This is a genomic window from Deltaproteobacteria bacterium (assembly GCA_023382265.1).
Classification (GTDB): Bacteria; JAMCPX01; JAMCPX01; order JAMCPX01; family JAMCPX01; genus JAMCPX01.
This window is the reverse complement of sequence record JAMCPX010000028.1, coordinates 18,867-43,822: the sequence shown is the minus strand read 5'-3', so window position 1 is coordinate 43,822 and position 24,956 is coordinate 18,867. Positions and strand designations below refer to the sequence as shown.

The 24,956-nt window shown below is 41.2% G+C and carries 18 protein-coding genes; 12 read left to right on the top strand and 6 right to left on the bottom strand.

Going from position 1 to position 24,956, the window contains the following annotated elements:
* Positions 1–19 precede the first annotated feature (19 nt).
* Both pilB and M1381_05455 read right to left on the bottom strand, forming a co-directional pair.
* Positions 20–1,711 (bottom strand): type IV-A pilus assembly ATPase PilB, encoded by a 1,692-nt coding sequence (gene pilB, locus M1381_05460; GenBank protein ID MCL4478532.1) that lies wholly within the window; start codon positions 1,709–1,711, stop codon positions 20–22.
* Between the two features lie 186 nt (positions 1,712–1,897).
* On the bottom strand, positions 1,898–2,989 hold the full coding sequence (locus tag M1381_05455; protein MCL4478531.1) for a branched-chain amino acid ABC transporter substrate-binding protein: 1,092 nt from the start codon (positions 2,987–2,989) through the stop codon (positions 1,898–1,900).
* A gap of 219 nt (positions 2,990–3,208) precedes the next feature.
* Here M1381_05455 and secA point away from each other — a divergent pair, with 219 nt between their 5' ends.
* Positions 3,209–5,869: a preprotein translocase subunit SecA gene (gene secA / locus M1381_05450; protein MCL4478530.1), complete on the top strand. Its 2,661-nt coding sequence runs from the start codon at positions 3,209–3,211 to the stop codon at positions 5,867–5,869.
* Positions 5,870–5,906: 37 nt separating this feature from the next.
* Here secA and M1381_05445 read toward each other — a convergent pair whose 3' ends face one another.
* The 3 genes from M1381_05445 to M1381_05435 all read right to left on the bottom strand — a co-directional run bounded on the left by M1381_05445 (position 5,907) and on the right by M1381_05435 (position 9,402).
* Complete coding sequence (locus M1381_05445) at positions 5,907–6,656, bottom strand: ABC transporter permease (protein ID MCL4478529.1); 750 nt, start codon at positions 6,654–6,656, stop codon at positions 5,907–5,909.
* Positions 6,647–7,474: an ATP-binding cassette domain-containing protein gene (locus M1381_05440; GenBank protein MCL4478528.1), complete on the bottom strand. Its 828-nt coding sequence runs from the start codon at positions 7,472–7,474 to the stop codon at positions 6,647–6,649. Before M1381_05440 ends, M1381_05445 begins: the two co-directional genes overlap by 10 nt.
* Positions 7,475–7,611: 137 nt before the next feature.
* The gene (locus tag M1381_05435; GenBank protein ID MCL4478527.1) at positions 7,612–9,402 is read right to left on the bottom strand and encodes a long-chain fatty acid--CoA ligase; all 1,791 of its coding nucleotides are present in this window, start codon (positions 9,400–9,402) and stop codon (positions 7,612–7,614) included.
* A gap of 210 nt (positions 9,403–9,612) precedes the next feature.
* On the opposite strand from M1381_05435, the gene M1381_05430 reads away from it, so the two are divergent.
* The 11 genes from M1381_05430 to M1381_05380 all read left to right on the top strand — a co-directional run bounded on the left by M1381_05430 (position 9,613) and on the right by M1381_05380 (position 22,172).
* Positions 9,613–10,962, top strand: coding sequence for a hypothetical protein (locus M1381_05430; GenBank protein MCL4478526.1), 1,350 nt, complete (start codon positions 9,613–9,615; stop codon positions 10,960–10,962).
* A complete protein-coding gene (locus tag M1381_05425; GenBank protein MCL4478525.1) occupies positions 10,952–11,656 on the top strand; it encodes a hypothetical protein in 705 nt (234 codons plus the stop codon). The genes M1381_05430 and M1381_05425 overlap by 11 nt, the downstream gene beginning before the upstream one ends.
* Before the next feature lie 9 nt (positions 11,657–11,665).
* Positions 11,666–13,252: a family 1 glycosylhydrolase gene (locus M1381_05420; GenBank protein ID MCL4478524.1), complete on the top strand. Its 1,587-nt coding sequence runs from the start codon at positions 11,666–11,668 to the stop codon at positions 13,250–13,252.
* A 1-nt stretch (position 13,253) separates the two neighbouring features.
* Positions 13,254–14,909, top strand: coding sequence for an alpha/beta fold hydrolase (locus tag M1381_05415; protein MCL4478523.1), 1,656 nt, complete (start codon positions 13,254–13,256; stop codon positions 14,907–14,909).
* Positions 14,910–14,954: 45 nt separating this feature from the next.
* Complete coding sequence (locus M1381_05410; GenBank protein ID MCL4478522.1) at positions 14,955–15,812, top strand: transporter; 858 nt, start codon at positions 14,955–14,957, stop codon at positions 15,810–15,812.
* Positions 15,809–17,227 carry an adenylate/guanylate cyclase domain-containing protein gene (locus tag M1381_05405; protein ID MCL4478521.1) on the top strand — a complete coding sequence of 473 codons (1,419 nt, stop codon included), beginning with the start codon at positions 15,809–15,811 and terminating at the stop codon, positions 17,225–17,227. The genes M1381_05410 and M1381_05405 overlap by 4 nt, the downstream gene beginning before the upstream one ends.
* Positions 17,217–17,921, top strand: a complete 705-nt coding sequence (locus M1381_05400) for a hypothetical protein (GenBank protein MCL4478520.1) — start codon at positions 17,217–17,219, stop codon at positions 17,919–17,921. Before M1381_05405 ends, M1381_05400 begins: the two co-directional genes overlap by 11 nt.
* Before the next feature lie 52 nt (positions 17,922–17,973).
* Positions 17,974–18,123, top strand: a complete 150-nt coding sequence (locus tag M1381_05395; protein ID MCL4478519.1) for a hypothetical protein — start codon at positions 17,974–17,976, stop codon at positions 18,121–18,123.
* A 125-nt stretch (positions 18,124–18,248) separates the two neighbouring features.
* Positions 18,249–18,887: a hypothetical protein gene (locus M1381_05390; GenBank protein ID MCL4478518.1), complete on the top strand. Its 639-nt coding sequence runs from the start codon at positions 18,249–18,251 to the stop codon at positions 18,885–18,887.
* A gap of 179 nt (positions 18,888–19,066) precedes the next feature.
* Entirely contained in the window at positions 19,067–19,720 is a 654-nt protein-coding gene (gene fsa / locus M1381_05385) for a fructose-6-phosphate aldolase (GenBank protein MCL4478517.1), read from the top strand.
* Positions 19,721–19,811: 91 nt separating this feature from the next.
* Positions 19,812–22,172 (top strand): hypothetical protein, encoded by a 2,361-nt coding sequence (locus M1381_05380; protein MCL4478516.1) that lies wholly within the window; start codon positions 19,812–19,814, stop codon positions 22,170–22,172.
* Positions 22,173–22,290: 118 nt separating this feature from the next.
* Here the strand turns inward: M1381_05380 and M1381_05375 are convergent, their stop codons facing one another.
* Complete coding sequence (locus M1381_05375) at positions 22,291–24,840, bottom strand: cation-translocating P-type ATPase (GenBank protein MCL4478515.1); 2,550 nt, start codon at positions 24,838–24,840, stop codon at positions 22,291–22,293.
* Positions 24,841–24,956: the final 116 nt, after the last annotated feature.

Genomic DNA, 24,956 nt, shown 5'->3' with positions numbered 1-24,956 from the left:
CTCATAATTACTCCTTATCTTAATCTTTTACAGTTACCCTTACAACCTCTTCCACCGTCGTTAACCCTGTTTTAAAATGTTTAAGCGCACTCTGCCTCATTGTCATCATTCCAAGCCTTATTGCCTCTTTTTTTATCTCGCTTGCTGATGCACCGGAAAGCACCAATTCTTTTAACTCCTCACCAATAACAAGCACCTCATAAACCGCCATTCTTCCTTTATATCCGGTATTATTACAGCTGTTACACCCCATACCTTTGTAAACTTTTGTGTTTTTTGCATCCTCTTCTGACATTCCCAGTTCTATCAACACTGCTTTCTCTACACTGATAGGTTCTCTGCATTTCTCGCAAACTTTCCGTACAAGCCTTTGAGCAATAATACAGTGTACCGATGACGCAACGAGGAAAGGTTCTATCCCCATATTTAATAATCTGTTGATAGCACTTGGTGCATCATTTGTATGGAGCGTGGAAAGAACAAGGTGTCCCGTCAATGCTGCTTTTATACCGATCTCTGCTGTTTCGTAGTCCCTTATCTCACCAACCATAATTATGTTAGGGTCCTGTCTTAAAAAGGATCTTAATGCAGAAGCAAAATTTAAGCCGATCTCTTCATGCATTTGAACTTGATTTATCCCAGGCATGTTGTATTCAACGGGATCTTCTGCTGTTGATATGTTTTTTGTTATCTGGTTCAGTTCTGACAATGCAGAGTATAGTGTTGTTGTTTTACCGCTTCCTGTAGGTCCGGTAACAAGAACCATGCCATAAGGTTTATGGACAGAGTCCTTAAAGTCTTTTAACTGATTGTCGAAAAATCCAAGTTTTGTCATATCAAGCTGAAGATTGGATTTATCAAGCAGTCTCAAAACAATTTTCTCACCAAACAATGTTGGGAGTACGGAGACGCGAAAATCCATATCCTTTCCATCAGCGTAGCGGATCTTGATTCTGCCATCCTGGGGCCTTCTTCTCTCTGCGATATCAAGCTTTGCCATAATCTTTAATCTTGATGCTATTGCATTTTTTAAAGTAAGCTGAGGCTTCATCACTTCATAGAGCATGCCATCTATCCGGAATCTCACCCTGAAGGTCTTCTCATAAGGCTCAACGTGTATATCGCTTGCGCCTTTTTTTATTGCATCATTTAAAATAGAATTAACAAGTTTAATAACAGGGGCCTCTTCACTCGCCTTTTCAAGACTTTTGACATCAATATTGTCATCATCATCTATAACCTCATACTCCTGTGCAGCTTCGTTAAGCAATTCCTGATAATCCGTTGATACCTCAAAATATTTTTCTACAGCCTTCTTGATAGCTGTTTCTGTTGCCACTACGAACTCCACATTGTAGCCCGTCAAAAATTTTATTTCATCAATAACGGATAGGTTTGTTGGATCCGATGTGGCAACTATGAGTGTAGAGCCTGTCTGATTAACTGGAATAACAAAATGTTTTCTTGCCACACTTTCGGGTATCTTTTTTGCTATCTCTTTATCAATCTCAAACTCTTCAAGGTTAATAGCCGGTACATTGTATTGTTTGCTGATAAAGGATATCAATTCCTGATCAGACACAAATCCAAGCTTTGTTAAACTTGCCCCAAGTCTGCCGCCTGATGCTTTTTGTTCATCTATTGCTTGTTTAAGCTGTTCAGTGGTTATGAGGTTTTCTTTAATAAGTAATTCTCCAAGCCTCGATGCCATAAATATAAGCCTCCTCCAGTGTTTGTATGGAGTATACGGAAAACTATCAATCCTGTCAAGAATGGATTGTTTATTGTCCCAGGATTTTTAATGAAATGGGGGATCTTTACCCCCTTTACAGCCATTCTTATATTCTTAAATGCATCGCTGGAGCAACAATAATGTCACAGGAAACTGTATATGTGACTACAACTGCACAAACCGCCCGTCCTTTACCTGCCATATAACATAAGGGCTGTGTACGACATCGCCTTTATTGTCAAACCGGATAGGACCAAGCGCGGTATCAAAACTATGGGTATGCATGTAGTTTATAATAGCCCTGGAGTTTGTAGTCCCGGCAGCACTGATTGAACCAAGCAGGATGTTCGCAGCTATATAAGCGTAAATAGAATAAGGGCCAGGATCCCCGTAAAGCCTTTTGTAACTTTTTATGAACCCTTTTGCCTGTTTAAACCTGGTTATGTCGGGACCAAAGGTTGCATATACACCATTCGCAGAACTGCCTGCTATTTTTATAAACTCAGGTCCCATAATCCCATCACCGCCCATGAATAAAGCATTTATGCCAAGCTGTCTTGCTTGATTTACAAGGAGCCCGCCTTCAGGATAAACGCCGCCGTAATAAATGAGTTGGGGATCGGCCGCCTTAATATCGGTCAGGACTGCTCTAAAGTCTTTATCTCCCTGGATAATCGAACTTGAATACACAACCTTGCATGCCTTTCCAAGCCATTTTTTGAATTGATCCGTAAGACCCTGTCCATAAGTTGTCCTATCATCTATAACGGCAATCCTTGTTAGTTTAAGTTTATTTGTTACGAATTGTGCTGCAATCCTGCCCTGCTGATCATCTCTTCCGCAAACGCGAAACACATTATTAAAACCCTGTTCCGTTAGCTGGGGATTTGTTGAGCCATGAGAGATCATGGAAATACCTGCCTTATGATAGACAACGGATGCAGGGATAGAGCAATTGCTGTTAAAATGTCCGATAACCCCGACAACTCCATCATCAACAAGCCTGTTTGCTACAGCTACGGCCTGTCTTGGATCATGCTGGTCATCTTCAACAACGGCAATGATTTTCTTTCCTAAAATCCCGCCCTTCTCATTCCATTCTTTAACGGCAAGCTCAACGCCGTGTGCCTCATCCTGACCGAATACGGACTGATCACCTGTCATCGGGCCTGCAACACCTATCTGTATTACATTTGTTTTTTTTGTACATCCAACCAGTACAGCAAACACAAACAATACACTTATGATCCATTTCATACATTGCCTCCGAACTCTATATTTTATTAAATATCGACTCAATATAGTCAAGATACTTTATCATTTAAACTTGAAAAGTGAAGCGATCTCGAGGGATCTAAAGTTGAAAATCCATTACTTCTACTTCTCACTTAATATGCAATATGATAAATTATGAAACACATTGTTTGACTTTGTCAGGATAGTCAATATAATTTATTTTAATTAAAGGTGGTATTTATGTTTGATTTTGTATTTAAAAAGATCCTGGGTACACAGAATGAAAGAGACCTGAAAATGGTTGAACCTATCGTTGATAGCATAAATAAACTTGAGCCGTCCATTTCTGTACTTTCCGATAATGAACTAAGGGCTAAAACGGATGAGTTTAAAAAAAGGCTTGAAAACGGAGAAACCATTGAAGATCTTCTTATTGAAGCTTTTGCGGTTGTAAGGGAGGCGTCAAAAAGAACTCTAAGAATGCGTCACTTTGATGTTCAGCTTATCGGCGGTATTATACTGCACAAGGGCAGAATAGCCGAGATGAAGACGGGCGAAGGTAAAACACTGGTTGCAACACTTCCAGCATATTTAAATGCACTTGACGGCAGGGGGGTGCATATTATAACCGTTAATGATTATCTTGCAAAACGTGATTCAGAATGGATGGGCGAGATATATAGTTTTTTAGGCCTGAGTGTAGGTGTTGTTGTTCACGAACTTGACGATAAGGAAAGACAGGCGGCATATAACTCGGATATCACTTATGGAACCAACAACGAATTCGGCTTCGACTATCTGCGGGATAACATGAAATTCGATATAAACGAGATGGTTCAAAAAGAGCTTAACTACGCAATTGTAGATGAGGTTGACAGTATCTTAATCGATGAAGCAAGAACGCCGCTCATTATTTCCGGGCCCGCAGAGGAATCAACAAGCAAATACTATACGATAGATAAGATCATTCCAAAACTCAAAAAAGATGCGGATTACACAGTAGATGAAAAGTACAAGCAAGTCATATTAACCGAAGAAGGTGCAGTCAAAGTAGAACAGCTGCTTTCTATAAAAAACCTTTTTGAACCGTCTCAGATTGAGATACTCCACCATGTCAATCAGGCGTTAAAGGCCCATGTAATTTTTAAAAAGGATGTTGACTACATGATTAAAGATGGGGAGGTCGTCATTGTCGATGAGTTTACCGGCAGGTTGATGCCGGGCAGAAGATGGAGTGATGGGCTGCATCAGGCAATTGAGGCAAAAGAAGGTGTAAAGATAGAAAACGAAAACCAAACCCTTGCAACCGTAACATTCCAAAACTACTTCAGAATGTATAAAAAACTTGCAGGAATGACCGGTACTGCCGATACAGAGGCATCAGAGTTTAAAAAGATATACAACCTTGACGTAAATATAATCCCGACCAACTTAGAGATGATCCGTCTGGATCAGGAAGACAGCATCTACGGGACAGAAGAGGAAAAATTTAATGCGGTGATAGAAGAAATCTTAAAATTAAATAAAGCAGGCACTCCTGTGCTTGTGGGCACAATCTCCATAGAGAAATCGGAAACATTAAGTAAAATGCTGACAAAGCGCGGGGTTAAACACCACGTTCTAAACGCCAAACATCATGAAAAGGAGGCTGGGATCATAGCTCAGGCAGGAAGAAAAGGCTCTGTAACAATTGCTACAAACATGGCCGGGAGGGGTGTTGATATTTTACTTGGCGGAAACCCCGAATACATAGTTAAAGAAAAAATTAAGAAAGGCGATGCAAAGCAGGAAGATTTTCAACAGCTTTACGAAACAGCAAAACGTATCTGCGACGAAGAAAAAGAAGTGGTTTTGAATTCGGGGGGATTACACATTATAGGTACTGAGAGGCATGAGGCAAGACGAATAGATAATCAGTTAAGAGGACGATCGGGAAGACAGGGAGATCCAGGGGCATCAAGGTTTTATTTATCCCTTCAAGACGACCTTTTAAGACGCTTCGGTTCTGAACGCATATCCTCATTTATGCAGAAAAGTATGGGACAAGGAGAGCCTATAACGCATCCGTGGCTTACAAAGGCTATAGCATCCGCACAAAAAAAAGTTGAAGAGCATAACTTTGAGATAAGAAAGCACCTTCTTGAATATGATGATGTTATGAATAAACAAAGAGAGGTCATCTATGAAATGAGGAAGGAGATATTAAAAGGAGAGAAACTCGAGTCCCTTATTAATGATATGATAGAAGAGACTATTGATGATATCCTTCACAAATACATAGAAGACCCGGATAGACCAGAAGAATGGGATTTCACGGTAATAGATAATGCGCTTGACAGCATGTTATCCATAAAACCCGACTTTGCCGAAGATAAAAAGAAAGAGATAACGGCATACGAACTGAAAGACATGCTTTTAAAACAGGCGGGCGCAAGGGTTGAGGAACAGCAGCAGTTGATGTCAAAAGAAACATTCTCAGAAGTCACAAAATTTCTGTTCCTTCAGGTTGTAGACAGCAACTGGAAAGATTTTTTATTGAATATGGATCACCTTAAAGAAGGCGTCGGATTACGTGGATACGCTCAGAAGGACCCTCTTGTTGAATACAAGAAAGAGGCATTTGATATGTTCCAGAAAATGCTTGTTACAATAAGAGAGGAATCCGTATCAAGGTTATTCAAGATCCATCTAAAAGAAGAAGAACCCCATGTCCCGTTAAGGAAAATGGCTCCATTGTCCCTCAATCTTAATTTAACACAGCCGTCACAACAAGCGGCAGCGGCATCAGTTTCACCGGGTGTTACTGCACCAATCAAGAGAGAAAAAAAGGTCGGGAGAAACGATCCATGCTGGTGCGGAAGCGGGAAAAAATACAAAAACTGCCATGGGAAAACTGCTTAACCCGAAAAATTCATTTAAAAGAACAGCCTTCTCTTTTTTAGATCTGTATTTTTTCAAACATATAATTCCCTAACCACAACAGTACTGCTGTCAAAGAAACAAGTACGATCAAATCGGTTATCATACCGTAGCCAATTCCCGAAGATAGAAGCGCATATCTCAAACCGCTTACTCCATAGCTCAGTGGATCAACACTCGCTATAATGTCTATTACTCTGGGTGCACCTTGAAGAGGGAAAAGAGCTCCCGACAAAAAAAAGATCGGCATAACCAGAAAGTTTATGATCAGTTGAAAACCCTGCATATCCTCTAACATGGAAGCTATAGTTATACCAAGGGCAGTAAACAGGAGAGCGATCAGAAAGACAAATAGCGCGGCAGCGGGAAGCAAAAATAGATTGTGGGGTTTAAATCCTATAAGAAGTGTTAATATGAAAACAAGCAATCCCTGTAATGAGGCTACTGTAGCTCCGCCAAAGGCTTTACCTAACATGATTTTCAATCTCGACACCGGTGCTACCATTGTCTCTTTTAAAAAACCGAACTGCCTGTCCCAGATCATATCTATACCTGAAAAAATGGCTGTGAAGAGCACGCTCATAAGGATTATTCCGGGAGCCAGAAACTGGATATAGTTACCCTCTCCAGCTTTTTTGTAGATTGAAGCGAAGCCAAACCCGAAAGCCAAAAGAAAGAGCAGCGGCTGACCAAGCGAACCTATAATCCTTGACCTTGACCTGAAATATTTTTTAAGCTGCCTCAACCACAAAATATATATTACACCCATTTCCTACCTCCTCCCCACATTTGTCTCATTGTCCTCATGTGATCTAATCCGTTCGCCTCTTCTTCTCTTATTTTCTCTCCTGTCAGACTTAGGAATGCCTCCTCAAGTGAATTCGAACCTGTCTGTTTCTTGAGTTGCTCTGCAGTGCCAATCGATATGATTTTACCATGATCGATTATGGCAATACGATCAGCAACCTTTTCTGCTTCTTCCATATAATGAGTGGTTAAAAAGACAGTCATACTCTCTTTCTTGTTGATGTCCTTCACATAGCTCCACATGTGATTCCTTGTCTGGGGATCAAGACCCAGTGTAGGCTCATCCAAAAAAAGGATAGTAGGGTGATGCAGCAGTCCACGTGCGATCTCCAATCTCCGTTTCATTCCGCCGGAAAAGGTTTTGACAAGATCATCCCTTCTTTCCCAGAGTTCTACAAACCGCAATAGTTCCTCTATTCGTTGTTTTCTGGTGCCCTTAGGAACTTTGTAACAGACAGCATGAAACTGCATATTTTCCGTAGCAGTAAGATCATCATCCAGGCTCGGATCTTGAAAAACTATACCGATAGATTTTCTGACACTGTCTTTATCAACGGCGGCATTGCTTTTATTAATGGTTATGTCTCCGCCGTCCGGATTGAGTAAAGTGGTAAGCATCTTTATTGTAGTAGATTTGCCTGCCCCGTTAGGACCCAGGAAAGCAAAGATTTCACTTTTTTTTACATTGAAAGAGATATTATCAACGGCGGTGAACCTACCAAATTTTTTAACCAGATTTGAAACAACAATTATGTTTATATTATCCTGACCCGTGTCCATAACGATTCCTCTTCATAAATAATGATATCGATCTTCATAAACTGTAAAAACAGACTTTAAATCCGCCTATGCTCGTTAGTTCTGCACCGCTTGCGGGTTATATTTTTAGTTCTCCCGATCTTAAGGCAAAAAACCTATTACGCTCTGTAGAGTTCTTCTATCACGTCCTTATATTTCTTCTCAACAGCGCTTCTTTTGACCTTAATGGTTGGCGTTAGTTCCCCCGATTCCTGTGAAAATAACTGCGGAATCAAAATAAATTTCTTTATTGTTTCGAATCTGGCGAGTCCCTTATTTACATCTTCGATTGCAGCAGAAATGAGTTCGTTTATGCGTGGTTTACCGATCAAATCTTCTTTGTCGTTGTAAGCGATGCCTTCTTTTTTTGCCGCATCTTCAAGCATTTCAAATGACGGGACTATTAGTGCTACACAGTATGGCCTTTTATCACCTATCATAACCGCTTCATCTATGTACTTATTCATTTTTAGTTTATTCTCAATCGGTTGAGGTGCAATATTTTTACCGCCTGCTGTAACAATAAGATCCTTCTTTCTGTCTGTAATATGTAAATATCCCTCACTATCAACAAAACCGATATCCCCGGAATATAGCCATCCATCTTTATCAAGAATCTCTTTTGTAGCTTCCGGTTTCTTATAATAGCCTTTCATTACGTTTGATCCTTTTAACAGGATTTCTCCGTCAGAGGCTATTCTCAGTTCATATCCTTTGAATGGCTTTCCTACGGTTCCAAACTTTATTTTTTTTGGCGGATTTGCCATAAAAATAGCGCTTGTTTCTGTAAGTCCATATCCTTCTATGATCTTTATGCCAAGTGCAAAGAAAAATTCACCAAGCTCTTTTGAAAGAGGTGCACCGCCTGCTATCGCGAACTTAAGTCTGCCGCCGACGGCCTGTTTAATTTTTTTAAATACAAGGATATTCGCAAACTGATACTGGAAAGCTAACGACAGAGGTAATGACTTGCTTTCCATAAGATATGGAGCAGCCTTCCTGCCTACCGATATTGCCCAATAAAATATCTTCTTTTTTATAGGTTTGTCTGCCTCAACCTGTGATATGATTCTTCCATAAACCTTCTCATATACCCGCGGTACGGATACAAACATTGTTGGATGTATTTCCTTCAAATTATCGGCTATCTTATCTATGCTTTCTGCTATAGCCTGGATACCTTTGGCATGGTAGAGCGGTACATAAAAATCAGCTATCCTTGCATAGCCGTGGCTTAGAGGAAGGAATGAAAGCATCACTTCATCCGTAAGCTCATCTTTAAATGCATCATAAGAAGCATCCGTAATTGAAAGAAGATTACCCTGAGTAAGCATAACACCCTTTGGATCACCCGTTGTGCCTGATGTATAAATGATGGTTGCGAGATCTTGAGGATTTATGGCATTAAGTATTTTATCTAATCCATCTTTTAACTCGTTTGACCGTCCTGAAGCTGTGACATCATAAAACCACATTATTCCGTTTTCATTGTTAAGCTTGTCCATAGATATAACATACTTTAAATTGGGCATTTCATTTCTTTTTGTTTTTATCTTATTATACTGTTGTGCAGTAGAAATTATTATTGCAACAGCATCTGAGTCATTAACAATATAAGCAACCTGGTCAGGGGTATTGGTGGCATAAACAGGTACGGTAACAGCACCAGCACTCTGTATGGCAATATCGCTAACGTACCACTCATTACGATTCTCTGATAAGATGCATACCTTTTCCTGAGGTTTTATCCCGAGTTTTATTAATCCACACGCAAGTGCCTCAGTAAGTTCTCTATTTTGATCCCATGTAATATCAAACCATTTGCCGTCCTTTTTATGTTTTATAATAACCCTGCCTTTGTTTCTATCCGCTTGCTTATAATACATTTCAGGTATTGATCTGTAATCCATATAACCTCTTTTTTAATTAAAATATTTTAACATTTCTACATGTCATCTTTATCTTTATTGAAATAAAAAACAACCATTTTGTCTATTTTTAGGTTAACTAAAAATTTAAGTGTAAAAGTATGCTCCATTGTAATTGCAAACGTGCGGCTTGCTATTGATAATGCAACTATGTTAAAAGATCCTAAATAGTATGGAGGTCCTTGGCGGCGGATGAAAAAAATTATACCGTTGATGATAATTTCTTTATCATTGGTTACAAATGTTTATGCCAGGCCTGCTTTTGACAGAAACGTTGATCCCGTAATTATACATGGGACTCAACTCTCACCATTTATAGGAACGGATATATCCTCTCTAAGACTTTATAAAGTTTCAAATAAAAGTGGTAAACAGGTTTTGGAACCCATACCTTTCCAGATAAATGAAAGAAATAAGCATGGAGACTGGATTTTTAACTTTGATGGCGAGGGGCATCCCTTACCATTGAAGAGAACAACACTAGCGCAACAAGATGAGCTTGTTTTTATGGCAAAGGATGCTGGAATCAAAATGGGCATACCTAATCTTTTTTTACGCGGGGACAAATTCATTGAGATAATATTGACCGATCCTTTAACTCGATCTCACGCGTACGCATATCTTGTATTTTTCCAGCGAAATGCCCCTCCTTTATCTCCGGTAAAGTATATCCATTTTGAGTCCGGACCGGATCGGGTAAGCACTGATCTGTATACCGTCGGTTTTTTAAAAAAAGAACCGCTTGAGTATAACTATTTTTTAGTCCCAAAATCGGCAGGCGGAGGAGGGATCAATCTTTTTAGAGGCTTCAGGATGAGTATTGATATAAGTGCATTCTGGGGCAAACTGAAGATACACCGTGATGAGCATGATTTTAAGTCGCGGCTTGTTGATTATATACTCGGTCCCATAATGGTCATTAGGCGGGTCAAAAATTCCATGAATGTTATGCTTGGGATTCAATCTCCATCTATACTTTCCGATAGTTCCTTTTATCCGGATTATTTTGAGTTTCCTTCTATTGTAAACATACCTATGAATCTAAGTATCCTGAGCAACGGTAAACTGCTCACAACGACCAATTTCAACAAAAACGCAATTGGCATGATTTTCTACAACTCCAACAATCCGCGGGGATTAAAGATAACCGGAAAGATGAGCTATGCACAGAAGCACCTTAACATGGGCCCGTATGACTGGGCCGTGATAGCAGGCCCTCAGGGTGCATGGATGAACCGTGTAGTTTTGGGTAAAGATGTTCCATTTACAAAGGATCTGTACTTTGTTGATGATGAAAGAAAAGGAGAGATAGCAGATACAGGATACAATTTTGGAAATCTCATAAAGGCACATCAGGGGGTTTATACATTCACTTCCTATATTTATGTGCCTGTTGGATACAAACCGGGCGACGAAAGGGCATGGCTTAATATTATTGACTATCCAATCATAACTATGATCTACTATCAGGGGAAATTAGTAAAACCTATAAAGGTTGAACTAAAAAAATCTAAACACATGGAGGAAAAATATGCTTTTTAGAATGTTTAAGATAATCCTTTCTGTTTTTTTAATAATTATTTTTACGATCAATGCTTATGCCGTTGATATAAGTCCTGCCCAATGGAAAATGCTAAAGAAGGGAGAGGTTGTAAAATGGCTTGAACCCGTAAAAGGCACAGAAGTCAAGAAGGGCGTAGCCATCGGTATTGTTAATGCTTCACCTGAAGATATCTGGGCTGTTTTACACCAGAACAATGATTTTAAAGCATTTATGCCGAGGACCATAAAAAGCATACTTGTACATCCCTCTGCTATTCCAGGGGCAGTAGCCTTAAAGTTTGATCACAATACACCGGATCCGAAGGCTCTTATAAAATATCTAAGACAACACCGTGCAGAAAAAATGACCGGTACAACAGGATACTTTTTTAGTTTATTAAACATGCCCTGGCCGCTTGTCAATAGATGGTATATTATTAAACTTGAAGATTTTGTAACCAGCAGCAGGTGGTTTCAGCACTGGATAATGGTCATGGGCAATGTAAAAACCAATAACGGATCATGGGAACTTGTTCCTCTCGATAAAAGAAGAACTCTTGTAACATATACACTATTTACAGATCCGGGAGGGAGTGTCCCGGACTTTTTGATAAACCTCGGCACAAATGTAACATTGCCCGGTGTTATTGAAGCTGTTAGAAAAAGAGTAAAAGAAGAGTTCAGTAAAAAATAAGGAAACTATATGAAAAAGTATTCATTTGTTATTGCAGCTTTGCTCCTGTCTATTTTTGGCATTTCCCTGATATCCTGCTCGAGCAGCAGCAACACGAAAACTTTTCCAAAGGGATTTTTATGGGGCGTGTCAACGGCGGCGGAGCAGAGCGAGGGCGGGATTACAAACAATGACTGGTATGTATGGGAGCAGATGGGCAAAACACCGCCTGTTGGGCTTGCTGATAATTTTTATAACCTTTACGCACAGGATTTTACCAATGCGCAGGCAATGCACATGAACGCATTCAGGCTTACCTTCGAGTGGTCAAGGATTGAGCCACATGCACCTTCAGTTATAGGAATGCCTTTAAATAAAGGTGATGTTGATATGGCAGAGGTCCGTCACTATCAGGAGGTAATAAACTCTTTAGAGGCCCATGGGCTTACACCCGTTGTTACACTGACACATTATACGTTACCAATATGGGTGGATGATCCGCAAGACCTTGCGGCCAACAACTATACCCGGAGTACAACAAGCCTTGCAGGCTGGACCAATACACTTACTGCTTATGCATTTGAAAACTATGCCGGCTTTATGGCACAGCAGTTTTCAACAACAGTAACATACTTGCTTACAGAGAATGAGCCTATGGTTGATGTGCTTGTTGGTTATGTTCTTGATGAATATCCTCCTGGATTTCCAATAAATTTAAATCTAACTACAACAACAATGCCATTTTCCACAAGTGCGGTTGATGTTGCAAGAAACATGATTCTCGGGCATGTACTCGCATACAAGGCAATCCATGCAGCAGAACCAAATGCAATGGTAAGTATTGCAAAGAATTCTATCTTTACAACACCGGCACCAAACGTGGCCGGTTCTACTGAGGCTGCAAATGCCTTTGATCATGCTTATAATCTAACCTATCTCAATGCCGTTACGAAAGGTGTTTTTGATAAAGGCTTAACAGGCACAACATTCACAGAAACGCATACTGACTGGGCGAATACCATAGATTTTATCGGTGTAAATTACTATGCAAATGATTATGTAATACCTGCCCCAGGCATACTCGCGCCTATAAATGCTATCCCCTGCGATCAGACACTTAATGCTTATTTACCCGGGGTGCTCACATCAATGGGTTGCCCGTATACAACCGAGTCAAACGGAACAAGAGTGCTCCTTAATCCATCCGAGACACAAGGGTTTACTAATATGCTTGTAGAATATACAAACCTCTATCACCTGCCCATGCTGATAACAGAAAACGGCTCGGGTTCAGGAGATCCTATCGCAAAAACAGCATACATTGTGCAGAACATTATGGCTGTGAAGAACGCCATAAACCATGGGTCAGATATACTTGGTTATATGTACTGGACAATGGACTATGATTATGAATGGACATCCGGCTATGCCCAAAATTTTGGTTTGTTTACTGTTGATGATTTTACAAGATGCACTGTACCGGCGTGCGGTGGTTGGAGCCCGACTACAGGGACGGATTTTACAAGAACAGCTGTCCAGCCCGCGGTTGATGTTTATTCTGCGATAGCCGCAGGTAACAGTATAAGCCCTTCAATTATTGATCAATATGGACACTGATATGTTGAAAAAAATATTCATTTCAACACTACTGCTGGGTTTGTTTATAATATCATGCTCAAATTCAAATAGCTCCTCAACGTCACCTGTTCTAATGACCGCCTATACAATACCCACAAATTATACAGTACCTCCCAATCCCATAACAAACGCACCCACACCATTGGAATATAATTATTCAGTGTTTACAAGATATTATTACAGTCAGGAACCAAAAGATATCAAGGCAGTGCTTATACTAATGCCGGGGATCTTTATGGGAGCAGGCGGCTTTGATAAAATGGCAAAGTCCCTCGTAGCAATGAGCCACGGTAATATTGAAGTCTGGACAATTGACAGGCGATCTGTATTGCTTGATGATAGGACAGGTTTAATATCGGCATGGAATAATCACGATCCGGCTATTGCCTATAATTATTATTTCAATAACGCATCTGTTAATGGAAAGACCTTTGCCGGTTTTGTTACACCATCAACTATTACATACATGTCTGAATGGGGACTCGATATGACCCTGAGGGATCTCAATACCATTGTATCTTTGATCCCGCCCCAGTACCGCAAAACAAATGTATTCGTTGGAGGGCATTCACTCGGTGCATGGCTCTCGGAGGATTATGCTGCTTATGACTTTGATGGAAACCCTTCCACAACATCCGATGCGGGTTACAATCAAATAGCAGGGCTTATACTGATTGACGGCGGTGGTTCCGGATTATTCCAAACAATGACGTCTTCTGATTACATATCCACACAAACAGGCAACTCGATAGAGCTTTCAGGTTTTACAATTCCCATACCCGGTTTGTATCAGATACGCTCAACCCCTGATAATGTATTAGCTGCAAGCCTGTTTAATTACATCAGTCCTTCCCTTGGCAGTATGGTAAACAAACTGCTGGTATTTTTTGAGATAGAAGGCTTGTATGACTACTTTGAACCAGATGTGCAGACAACCCTGCTCAAAGACCCGGTTTTCTCGCTTATTGCAGCATTGTTATACGGCAATACCCAATTCAAAGCTACAAATCAGGCAATGCTCGGGTTTACAATAGACAGGCACTTTAACCCTATCAGTATCCTTATCGGAACATTGGGTAGCGCGAATGGACCGCTTAAAACGGCGACAAATACATTGTTTCCCGGTGTAACCATTTCACAGCCGACGGATCAAGGCACAATGATTTATACATGGAACAGCGCAGGACACATAACATACATAAATGACCTCGCAGCAGCACTTTCAAATACCTATACAAGCTTTTTTGAGTGGTATTTTCCGTTGAGACTAGCACTTGATGTTTTATCAATAGGCGATGATTACGGTGTCAGAGGAACGTCGGATTGGAGGTGGCAGCAGGGTATGTATGTAATCCATACTCCGCAGATGGATGCACCCGTTCTTGCACTTGGCGGAGGCAGCGGTCTTGAGCAATCGGAGACGGTTTTTTATAAATACAGGGATATGCTACCATCGGCAAGGAACTGTAATAATCAACTGAGAACTTCATGCGGTTTCGACATACATATCATGCCGATGCATACGCACCTTGATATGCTTTTATCAGATCCGAACGTTTCAAAGCTTGATTCCATTATGTATAACTGGATTGAATCCCATGTGAGTACAACAATGCCGGTACCAAACCTCAAATAAAAATGTGAGTGGATGAAAAGGTTTCTATACTTAATAATATTATTAATGGCTGTCGAAACCAATGCTTATGCCCAGCTTGGCGCAATAGGAGGTATTGCATCAATACAGGGTAAAAGTCAGACAACATTCCCCTTGTTCACATTAACGGCAAAAACCGGCCAGGGGGGGATGATGGATACGGGGTTTTATGTGTATTATGTTCAGGTCGATCGTTATCTCGGGAAAGATATATGGGATGAGTTTAGTGGAAATCCAAGAGAAAGGCTTATATATAAGATATTGAATGCAAGTTATAATATCACATCGGATATGAATCTTTCTATGAGCATCCCTTATGTGTCTTTTGACTGGGGACAGACGAATCTAACTACAAATGCATTCTATATTTCAAACACAGGTGGCGGCTTAAGCAATCCCGCTATAAGGCTTATGTATCAATTTCTAAAAGCGCCAATGCTTGCGGTATACGGTACCGTATATTTACCAACAGGGTTTGAACAGGTGGGAAGCGAAGGTACCGATCTTGAGGTTGATCTTGCATACACAAAAGAGCTTGGGATTGTTCAGTGGGATTCAAATGCCGGATATAGATACACCGGCAGGCAGCCTTCAACAAATACCAAGCAAAACAATATAATCGTTGCAAACACAGCTTTTAGCGTACCGCTTGGATTATCTTTTTCAGGATTTTTTGAACTTAACTGGATGTATGGAGGCAACGTTGAAAATTTAGCAAACAATACAACAATACTGCAGTGGAAACTTGATCTTGTCCCAGGCATACGGGTCAGCATAACTCCAAAATTATTTTTTACAGCTTCTATGAAATATGCTCCTTATGATTCATTTATTCTTGGCTATCATTATATCTATGTAATGGGTCTTGACTACCTTATGTTATGAGTAGTACAGGTTTTTTCAGTCTAAAACTCAAACTTGGGTTGCTCGTTGCAATGCTTATTTTGATCATCATGATCATAGTTGCATACACATCCGTAATACGGCAGGAGTCAACCATGCGCACCGAAATAAGGTCAAAAGCTATAAGCATGGCTCAGATTACGGGCGCCCTTGCACTGCTTGGAGGGAATGGTACAGATCCATGGGCATTTGCGAAACAGTTTTTAAAATTCGCACCGCAGCTTGATAACAACATACTCTATGTTGTTATTGCTGATGAGAAAGGTAATATAATTGATACGGAGATCAATCTCCCTTTACTCACAAGAATAACAGGAACTCAAAGTAATATACTCGCCGGAGAGATCCAGGATGCAATAAAAGATAAGATAACAAAGGCACCCGAATCCTCTGCAGATAATGTGCTTGATCAACTCGGGCATTTACTTCCAATAGATGTAGTATTAAAACCCGCCAATCGCTTTATAGGAACAATGAGTATCGGATATTCTCTGTATAGATTTGATGCATCTGTAAGTAGTGCAAGAATTGTTACGCTATTTTTCACACTTGCATTTATTATTATTGGCATTATGGCTTCATTTGGATTATCCTTGAATATTACAAAACCCATTTATAAGATAGTCGATGCCATGAAAAATGTAGAGCATGGGGATCTTAATCAATATGTAGATGTAAAAACAAGGGATGAGATACAGATGCTTGCATCAAGCTTTAATTTTATGATTGAAGGTTTAAGGGAGCGAGAACACATAAAACAAACCTTTAAACGATACGTATCGGAACACGTTGCAGAGGCATTGATAAAGGAGAAAGGCGTTGCCATAACAGGGGAAAAGAGGATTACAACGGTTCTATTTCAGGATATAAGAGGGTTTACATCCATGTCGGAACAACTTTCACCGGAAGAGGTTGTGAGCATACTTAAAGAATATTTTACGGCAATGGTTGACGTAATTTTTCAATATGAAGGTACACTGGATAAATATATCGGAGATGCGATAATGGCAGTTTTTGGGACTCCTTATGCACACACAGATGACCCGTTAAGGGCTGTGAAAACTGCGATCGACATGCAAAAGGCTTTGAAAAAGCTAAATGATGAATGGGAAAAAAACGGCAAAACAAGGCATCTTCAGGTTGGCTGCGGTATTGCGACAGGACCCGTTGTGGCAGGAAGCGTTGGGTCTGAAAGAAGACTTGAATATACTGTAATAGGAGATACTGTTAACCTCGCCTCAAGGATTGAGGGACTTACAAAAGGTGGACAGATCCTTGTAAGTGAAATAACGTATCAGGCTATAAAGGACAACGTGCATGCAAACCCGCTTGAAAAGGTATATGTAAAAGGTAAAAAAGATGCCCAGCAGATATATGAGATTGCATATGAATTATAAAAAACTCATCTACATAAGCGTTACCACGGTTACCGTTTTTGGTCTGATTATAACGGCATGCTCAAAAAAGAAAAAAGAGGAAGAGATCACCATCACACTAAAAACGGAAGGTACTGCACCATCGCAGACTTCCATACCGTCTCAACTCCAGCCTGTACCAAGACCTATTGAATCAAACAAAGAACCGGCAACGAATAAAGCAAAAGCTGAAAATCCTAAGAAACATGTAAAACCTTTACACAGAGAGATATACGTCAAAACAACATCTTCAACTCCTGCAAAAAAACAACCCGAAGAAGTAACCGTTAATGTGCCTTCTTCAAAGCTTCAGCCGTCTCCAGCGGATGTAGCAAAAAAAGAGATCATAGCCATAATAAATAGACAGAAACAGGCAATGGCGCAAAAGAACGTAGGTTTAGCTCTTGAGGATCTCGCAGGAAATAGAGCTCAAAATGCGAGTACCCTTGAGAATTACTTTAATCGTTATCAGAAAATAGATGTTTCATTCTCAAAAATATCCATCAATGTGTCAGGTAATACGGCCACAGCAATCATGAATCAAAAGACATCAATAGTAACAAAAAGCCTTATACCCGAGACGATTACAGAATTAACAGAAGTGCAGTGGACATTTGTAAATGATAATAACAGATGGCTGATCACCGCTACACAGATACTTAAAAAGATACAGTAAAATTTAATAAAAAATATATACCTTTTGTGCTCTAATTTTAAATGAACAGGGGATGGTTAGCTGGCAGACAGCTACCCCATTGAATCTTCACAGATACAAGCTTTCAGCAGTAAGTTATAATGGATATGTATATGCACTTGGTGGCATATCAACACCCAATGGCACACCGCTTGATACCATAGAAGCAACAAAGGTGTATTAAGTTTGCTCTGCCTTGTGAAATTTATTTAACCATGTCCCCCTACAATCTCTTGACACTTCATAGCTTTATTCGTTACATATTGTGTCAGTATGAAGTTATACCATGCAAAAGTTTTATTTGCTTGTGTGATCGTGCTATTATTTGCAGGTAAAGCGATAGCAGTTCCAATAGGCTCTTTAGCCGTAGGACAGAAGTCGGGGGATCTATCATTGGATTTCGGTATCAATTTTGAGATGATCAACGTATCTCCAAATAAACAAAGGTTGCCGGATACGAATATAACGTCAAAAGGATTTACAGCTTTATTAAGATATGACCCTGTAAGCGAATTGAGTATATTTGCTGATGGAGGGTTCTCCGATCTATGGTTGTCAAACCCGTCTTTTAAAGGTTATATGGGCGGTGCTTTTGGCGGCGGGGTAAGACTTTCTTTGCCGGATCCGCACAGGAGCAGGTTCACGGTAAACATATCTGCCGATGTTTACAATATCCAGAGCGGTAATAGCAACCAAACGGCACAATACTTTGAGTATGAAGGGGCTATTCTGGGGGCCGTAAAAAATGCGAATACAATCCTCTATTGCGGATTGAATGGTTCTAATGTTAATCTTTCATTTCCAGGCATAACTTACAATTCAACGTATAATGTAGGTGCTGTGTTCGGTATGGATCAGTTTATTAACCCATATCTGTTTTTCAATTTTGAGGCGCATATGTTTGATAGGCAATCTATAGAAGGAAGTATTGGATATACGTTCTTTTAAGATGCTAATACCGCTATAGCTTGCTACATCGTTACTGAGTATCATTCCAGTGTAAACTGGAATCCGGGAAAGCGATGGTTAATAAATGTACTGTTTGCTTTTTTGCTAAAATATAGATTCTGCCGGTTTGTATAAAACCGGAGGTCTTGTTCAATAGATAAACATAAAGGAGCTAAAATATGAAAATCTTTCTTGATACCGCAAATATTGAAGATATAAAAAATGGCATAGCAATCGGCGTTGTTGACGGAATAACAACAAATCCAAGCCTTTTAGCAAAAGAAGGTAAGGAGCCGATAGAACAGCTTAAGCAGATAATAAGATTGGTAGATGGTCCCATAAATGCGGAGGTGGTTTCGCCGGATGCAGACGGAATGATTAAAGAAGCAGAAGCACTCTCAAAGTTGAGTGAAAAGATAGTAATAAAAGTGCCTATGTGTGAACAGGGATTAATAGCCGTAAAAAGACTTAAGGGAAAAGGCATTAAAACAAATATTACATTGATCTTTTCAGCTTCACAGGCATTACTTGCTGCAAAAGCAGGTGCAAGATACGTAAGTCCATTCATAGGCAGAATAGATGATATATCGGGCAACGGCATGGATCTCTTGGAACAGCTCGTTACCATATTTGATAATTATTTATTTGAAACAGAGATCATTGCGGCAAGTATAAGGCACCCGCTTCATTTTGTTCAGGCAGCACTCATAGGCACGCATATAGCTACAGTCCCATTCAATGTGCTTGAAAAGCTTATTAAGCATCCATTAACGGATAAAGGTATTGATATATTTAATAAAGATTGGGAAAAGCTCAAAAAATCCACTGTATAAAATATATCCTATGTTAAAAGTTAATACCGGAAAATGCAAATTGAAGTAAATAAATGATTCAATTATATTGTACAAGGGGGGGTAAAATTATATGAAGTTATTAAAAGTATGTCTGGCTCTGCTTATAATAAATTTTAGTACAAATCTATATGCTGATTCGATAGAACCATTTGGTGCTACTAATATTAATGGAGAGGTGGGAAATGGAGGTTTAAGTGTTGGGATATCACAGCATGGAACAATAACGGTTCTCAGATGGCCAAATCCGAGTTATTATAATCAACTTACTTACAAAACTGCATCATCCGGTGTCTTACCAACAGAATCAGCAAGAACTCTACCGCATTTTGGTGCCGCAGATAATATGGGTAGTTTTGCGGGCCTATATTTTACAGCAGGTATGCCTATCTCGGGTATGGTATGGTTAAGGGATCCAACATTTACAACACAACAATACTATCTATCAGCCGATTCTGACGTGCTTGTTACGCAGTACACATCGATCGCAAATGGTATAATGGTTACACAGTATGATCTTGTTATGCCCGATAAAGACGTACTCGTCAGACATTATGTTATAGACAATCTTACCATCAATTCAATAAATAACCTGAAATTCGTGTACTTTGAAAATCTCGGTCCTTGCCTCAACAAAACAGAATATTTGCCAATGGATGATTGGGTTGATGAAACACAGAATGATTATGCATGCCTTTATGATACCTCAGATAATGAGCTTGTACATTTTATGCCGGGGGATCAAAATTTTTCTCATGTAGCGACCTTATTCTCAGGCATACCTGATCAATCATCGGTGCAGTCTTTCTTATCAAACATCAATAACCTGCCAAACGGTGTTTATGGAGTTATAGGTTTTGACTTTACGCCCGACAGCTTTCAGGTAGGCAATGATTCTGTAACATTGTGCTCCCCAGGCAGAAATGTAATAAATCCCTATACTCCGCAGGATGCCTATTATGCGGCTTACAATGGCGATTTACAAGATAGTCTTGCAGCAGAATGCGAAGCGGACGGAGCTGTAATAAAGCAATTCTCCCTTGATGCACAAGGCAAGATGAGCTTTACGGTTTATTTCTCATTTGCAAAAGATTATACCGATGCGCAATCTGACATTGATTATGCTAAAAATCTTGGCTGGCAGGCTATACTTGATAACACGAATACGTGGTGGCATAATTGGCTCTCCACGGCGCAACTGCCTTCCACGCAGGATAAGACGATCCTGAATTTTTCAAAAAGAACATTAATCACCATCAGATTAGCAACAGACAATATAACAGGCTCTATTGTTGCTTCAATATCAACACAGCCTCCTTATGCAGAAGACTGGCCCAGAGACGGTTCTTTTATTAATTATGCGCTTGATATAGCGGGTTATCATGATATGGTCACAAAGCATAACTTATTTTATGCAAAGGTTCAAAGAAAAACTGCCACCAATAACGGCCCTGCCGGCAGCTTTGATATGAATTTTTATGCCGACGGCATGCCCGGCGGACCAATACCTTTTGAGATCGATGAAACAGGACTTGCCGTCTGGACAATGTGGATACATACGGGTTTTCTGCCAGCAGCATGCGAAAGAGTAAATTACATGAATCGGGTTTGGTCTTCCATAAAACTCGGCACACAAGCACTGGTCAATTGTAAAGATACATCAAATAATCTGCAATGTTATGCAAACGAAGATGATAACCCTGTACAAACACAAACATTACAGGGTGCTATTGCAGCATGGCTTGGCATAGAGTCGGGCATCCAGGCTGCAAAATACATGAATGATACAAATGATGCGGCACAGTGGCAGGTCAGGGCTGATCAATTAAAACAGGCAATAATCACCAATTTTTATGTATCATCAACTCAATATACTAATAATATTGGTGCAGCGTCATGGGCAATCTGGCCTGCAGAGTTTTTGCCGTACACATCTACAATAATGCAGGATCAGTCTAATTATCTTCTGGGGCAGATCACGCCTGCACTTACGTATCAGGTACCTGTTATTTCATATATTGGTAAGGCAACAGTTGCACTTGCAGCCATGTTCCAGAATAACGCATCCGGAATTAATCATTTAGATCCATTGATATACGATCTACTTTATAACGTACCAACACAGGATACCGGGCATATGGGAGAGGTTGCCGTAGTAATGACAAATACTACCACAGGCAAAGAATATTATAACGATAGAGTTGCAATACCTCATGTATGGGAGGCAACTCTGTCTTATCTTACTTTAATGGCAAGGTATAACCCTCAGAACTTCTATCCACCGTACCTGCCTGATGGACCTGAAACATGTCCATCATCTGCCGGTTGTAGTTGCAATACAACGGGCAGGGTATCCGTGTACGATCTACTATTCCTGATTATTCTTATCCCTCTCGCGTATGTGATTATCAAGAAACTCATTATCAGAGTTTAAAGTACTACAGTTCATCTTTCAACTTTAACCAAAAAATGCATTGCTTGGGTTAAAGTAGTTTTATAAGAACAAGAAGGGCTACACAGACCGACAGTTGTTCTTAGCTTATCCAATAAATTTACATGTTTTTTCTTTTTAATTGTGCGTAAAGCTTTATTGTCTCAAACCACCCGATACTTAGCAGCCCTGCACCAAAACAGATGCCTATGTCAAGAGGCTTGAGTGTTGAGAATCTAAAAAGGCTTTGCAGAAACGGTACGTAGATAGTAAGGACAAGGAACACCATCGCACCAGAAACGACCCCCCAAAGTGCCCTGTTCTTTATACCCAGCGTCGACACTATGGTCCTGGACCATGAACGGTTGGTCAGGATAAGCCCGAGGTTTGCTATGATCAGAGTTGTAACAGTAAGCGTCCTGGATTCCGTCTCTGTTTGTCCCATGTGCATCGAAATAATGAAAATAGCGAGCACGATGGCGAGAACTATACCTCCCTGCAGTATACTTATGCCAAACGTCCGCCTGTTGAACAGCCGTTCTTCAAACCTGCGCGGCCTGCGTTTCATTACGTCCGTTTCTTCAGCCTCTGCCTCGAACACGACAGAGCTTGACGGGTCTATGATGAGTTCGAGAAACGCTATGTGTACGGGCATCAGGATCAGCGGCCATCCGAACAGCACGGGTATAAGGGATATACCCGCGATCGGTACGTGTATGGCGAGAATATATGCCATTGCCTTCTTAAGGTTGTAGTATATTCTCCTTCCCATCCTGACGGATTTCACGATGGATGAGAAGTCATCGTCCAGAAGCACAAGGGAAGCAGCCTCCCTGGCCACATCCGTCCCTCTCGCCCCCATGGCTATGCCTATGTGCGCGGCCTTCAGTGCAGGTGCATCGTTTACTCCGTCGCCGGTCATAGCAACGATCTCCCCATTGGCCTTGAGTGCATTGACGATGCGCAGCTTCTGTTCGGGTACTGCCCGTGCAAAGATATTCACGGTCTTCAGCCTCACCATCAGCTCATCGTCGTGCATACGGTCAAGTTCCGCTCCTGTGAGCACCTCGTCCGACGCCTTTAGCCCGATCTGTGCGGCGATGCTTTTGGCAGTAAGAGGATAATCACCTGTTATCATAATCACCCGTATCCCCGCACCATAGCATTCCCTTAGTGCTTCTGGTACAGACGGCCGTATGGGGTCGGCGAACCCGATAATACCTATGAACTGAAAATCAAAGTCGTGCTGGATCCGCGGCAGGTCGTGCAGGCTGAAATACGCCTTGGCTATGCCTAGGACCCTGAGACCTTCCCCTGCCATGATACTGACATTTTCCGCGAGGCGTTCTTTTTCTCCGGGACTCAGGTGGCACAGATCCGCTATTGCCTCGGGTGCACCCTTGGCAGCTATTACGTAATCTTTCCCGTCTGCGGATTTCCAGACCCGCGACATGGCAAGCAGTTCTTTTGAAAGCGAATATTCATGCTCCATTTCCCAGTCCGTATGCAGGTGTCCCGTATGCGACAGCAGATCGTTCCCAAGGCCCTTCAGGGCGCTTTCCATGGGATCTCTCGGATCACTCTGACTTGAGAGGATCGCAAACTCAAGAAGCTGGTGGAAGTTTTCGGGCAGCGATTTTTTATAATTCGGGGCAAGGTCAAAGAATTCGTTGCTGGAGTATAATTTTGCAACGGACATCCTGTTCTGCGTCAGTGTACCTGTTTTGTCCACACATAGGACGGTCGCAGCACCGAGGGTCTCGATGGCCGACACCCTGCGGGTCAGGACGTGCTCTTTTGAAATCCTCCATGCACCGAGTGCAAGGAATATGGTAAGTACAACAGGGAATTCCTCCGGCAGTATGGCCATGGCAAGGGTAAGCCCCGCGAGAAAGCCATTGGACCAGTTTGCCCTTGTGATGCCGTAGATGACTATCACAAGAGCTGAGAGGGCCACAGCGAAGATTGTGAAATTGCGCACAAGCTGTCGTGTCTCACGGTGAAGTAAGGTCTCCTCGGGCTCAAGGACCTGCAGTATCTTTCCTATCTTACCCAGCTCTGTATTCAGTCCTGTCCTGATGACCCTTGCCGTACCCTGACCCTGTACCACGAGGGTGCCCGAATAAATGAACGGCAGGTCGTCTCCGCCGGGACTGTTCATTTCCTGCACCCCGTCCCATGCCGATTTCCGCACAGGGACAGACTCGCCGGTAAGGAGTGATTCATCCACGGTCACGTTGTTGGAATTTAAAAGCACGGCATCAGCGGGTACACGGTCGCCCTCTGAAACTATCACGATGTCGTCTGTTACAACCTCCCTGCCCGGGATCCTGATGTGTTTTCCGTCCCGTATGACCATGGCTCTCGGGCTGGAGAGGTCTCTGAGTGCCTCAAGTGCCCTCTCGGTTTTCCTCTCCTGGTACAGGGTAATGCCTATGACCACAAACACAAAGCTGACGAGGATCGCCGCCTCCTTGATGTCTCCGATTGTGAAGTATAGCGTACCGCATGCCACTAACAGAAGCAGCATGGGTTCCTTGATGACATCGAAGGCGATCCTTAGGATGCTTCTCCGTTTTGAAAACGGCAATTCGTTATAGCCGTCCTGCTTCAGCCTTTTTAATGCCTCTCCGGATGAGACGCCTGTCGTGTCTGCTGCCTGTTGATCCATAGTAAGCCAGACTTATCAGAGCTGATATACAGGCGTCAATAAAAGTATCAGAGGGGGTTCTCATTTTCTTGTTGCAATTTTCCGGCTGATGATTCAAGATTTCACGCAAGAATTCA

What these genes read in the sequence shown, in the direction of transcription:
- pilB (MCL4478532.1), bottom strand. Translation starts at nt 1,711, where the DNA reads ATGGCATCGAGGCTTGGAGAATTACTTATTAAAGAAAACCTCATAACC.
- M1381_05455 (MCL4478531.1), bottom strand. Translation starts at nt 2,989, where the DNA reads ATGAAATGGATCATAAGTGTATTGTTTGTGTTTGCTGTACTGGTTGGA.
- secA (MCL4478530.1), top strand. Translation starts at nt 3,209, where the DNA reads ATGTTTGATTTTGTATTTAAAAAGATCCTGGGTACACAGAATGAAAGA.
- M1381_05445 (MCL4478529.1), bottom strand. Translation starts at nt 6,656, where the DNA reads ATGGGTGTAATATATATTTTGTGGTTGAGGCAGCTTAAAAAATATTTC.
- M1381_05440 (MCL4478528.1), bottom strand. Translation starts at nt 7,474, where the DNA reads ATGGACACGGGTCAGGATAATATAAACATAATTGTTGTTTCAAATCTG.
- M1381_05435 (MCL4478527.1), bottom strand. Translation starts at nt 9,402, where the DNA reads ATGGATTACAGATCAATACCTGAAATGTATTATAAGCAAGCGGATAGA.
- M1381_05430 (MCL4478526.1), top strand. Translation starts at nt 9,613, where the DNA reads ATGAAAAAAATTATACCGTTGATGATAATTTCTTTATCATTGGTTACA.
- M1381_05425 (MCL4478525.1), top strand. Translation starts at nt 10,952, where the DNA reads ATGCTTTTTAGAATGTTTAAGATAATCCTTTCTGTTTTTTTAATAATT.
- M1381_05420 (MCL4478524.1), top strand. Translation starts at nt 11,666, where the DNA reads ATGAAAAAGTATTCATTTGTTATTGCAGCTTTGCTCCTGTCTATTTTT.
- M1381_05415 (MCL4478523.1), top strand. Translation starts at nt 13,254, where the DNA reads ATGTTGAAAAAAATATTCATTTCAACACTACTGCTGGGTTTGTTTATA.
- M1381_05410 (MCL4478522.1), top strand. Translation starts at nt 14,955, where the DNA reads ATGGCTGTCGAAACCAATGCTTATGCCCAGCTTGGCGCAATAGGAGGT.
- M1381_05405 (MCL4478521.1), top strand. Translation starts at nt 15,809, where the DNA reads ATGAGTAGTACAGGTTTTTTCAGTCTAAAACTCAAACTTGGGTTGCTC.
- M1381_05400 (MCL4478520.1), top strand. Translation starts at nt 17,217, where the DNA reads ATGAATTATAAAAAACTCATCTACATAAGCGTTACCACGGTTACCGTT.
- M1381_05395 (MCL4478519.1), top strand. Translation starts at nt 17,974, where the DNA reads ATGGTTAGCTGGCAGACAGCTACCCCATTGAATCTTCACAGATACAAG.
- fsa (MCL4478517.1), top strand. Translation starts at nt 19,067, where the DNA reads ATGAAAATCTTTCTTGATACCGCAAATATTGAAGATATAAAAAATGGC.
- M1381_05380 (MCL4478516.1), top strand. Translation starts at nt 19,812, where the DNA reads ATGAAGTTATTAAAAGTATGTCTGGCTCTGCTTATAATAAATTTTAGT.
- M1381_05375 (MCL4478515.1), bottom strand. Translation starts at nt 24,840, where the DNA reads ATGGATCAACAGGCAGCAGACACGACAGGCGTCTCATCCGGAGAGGCA.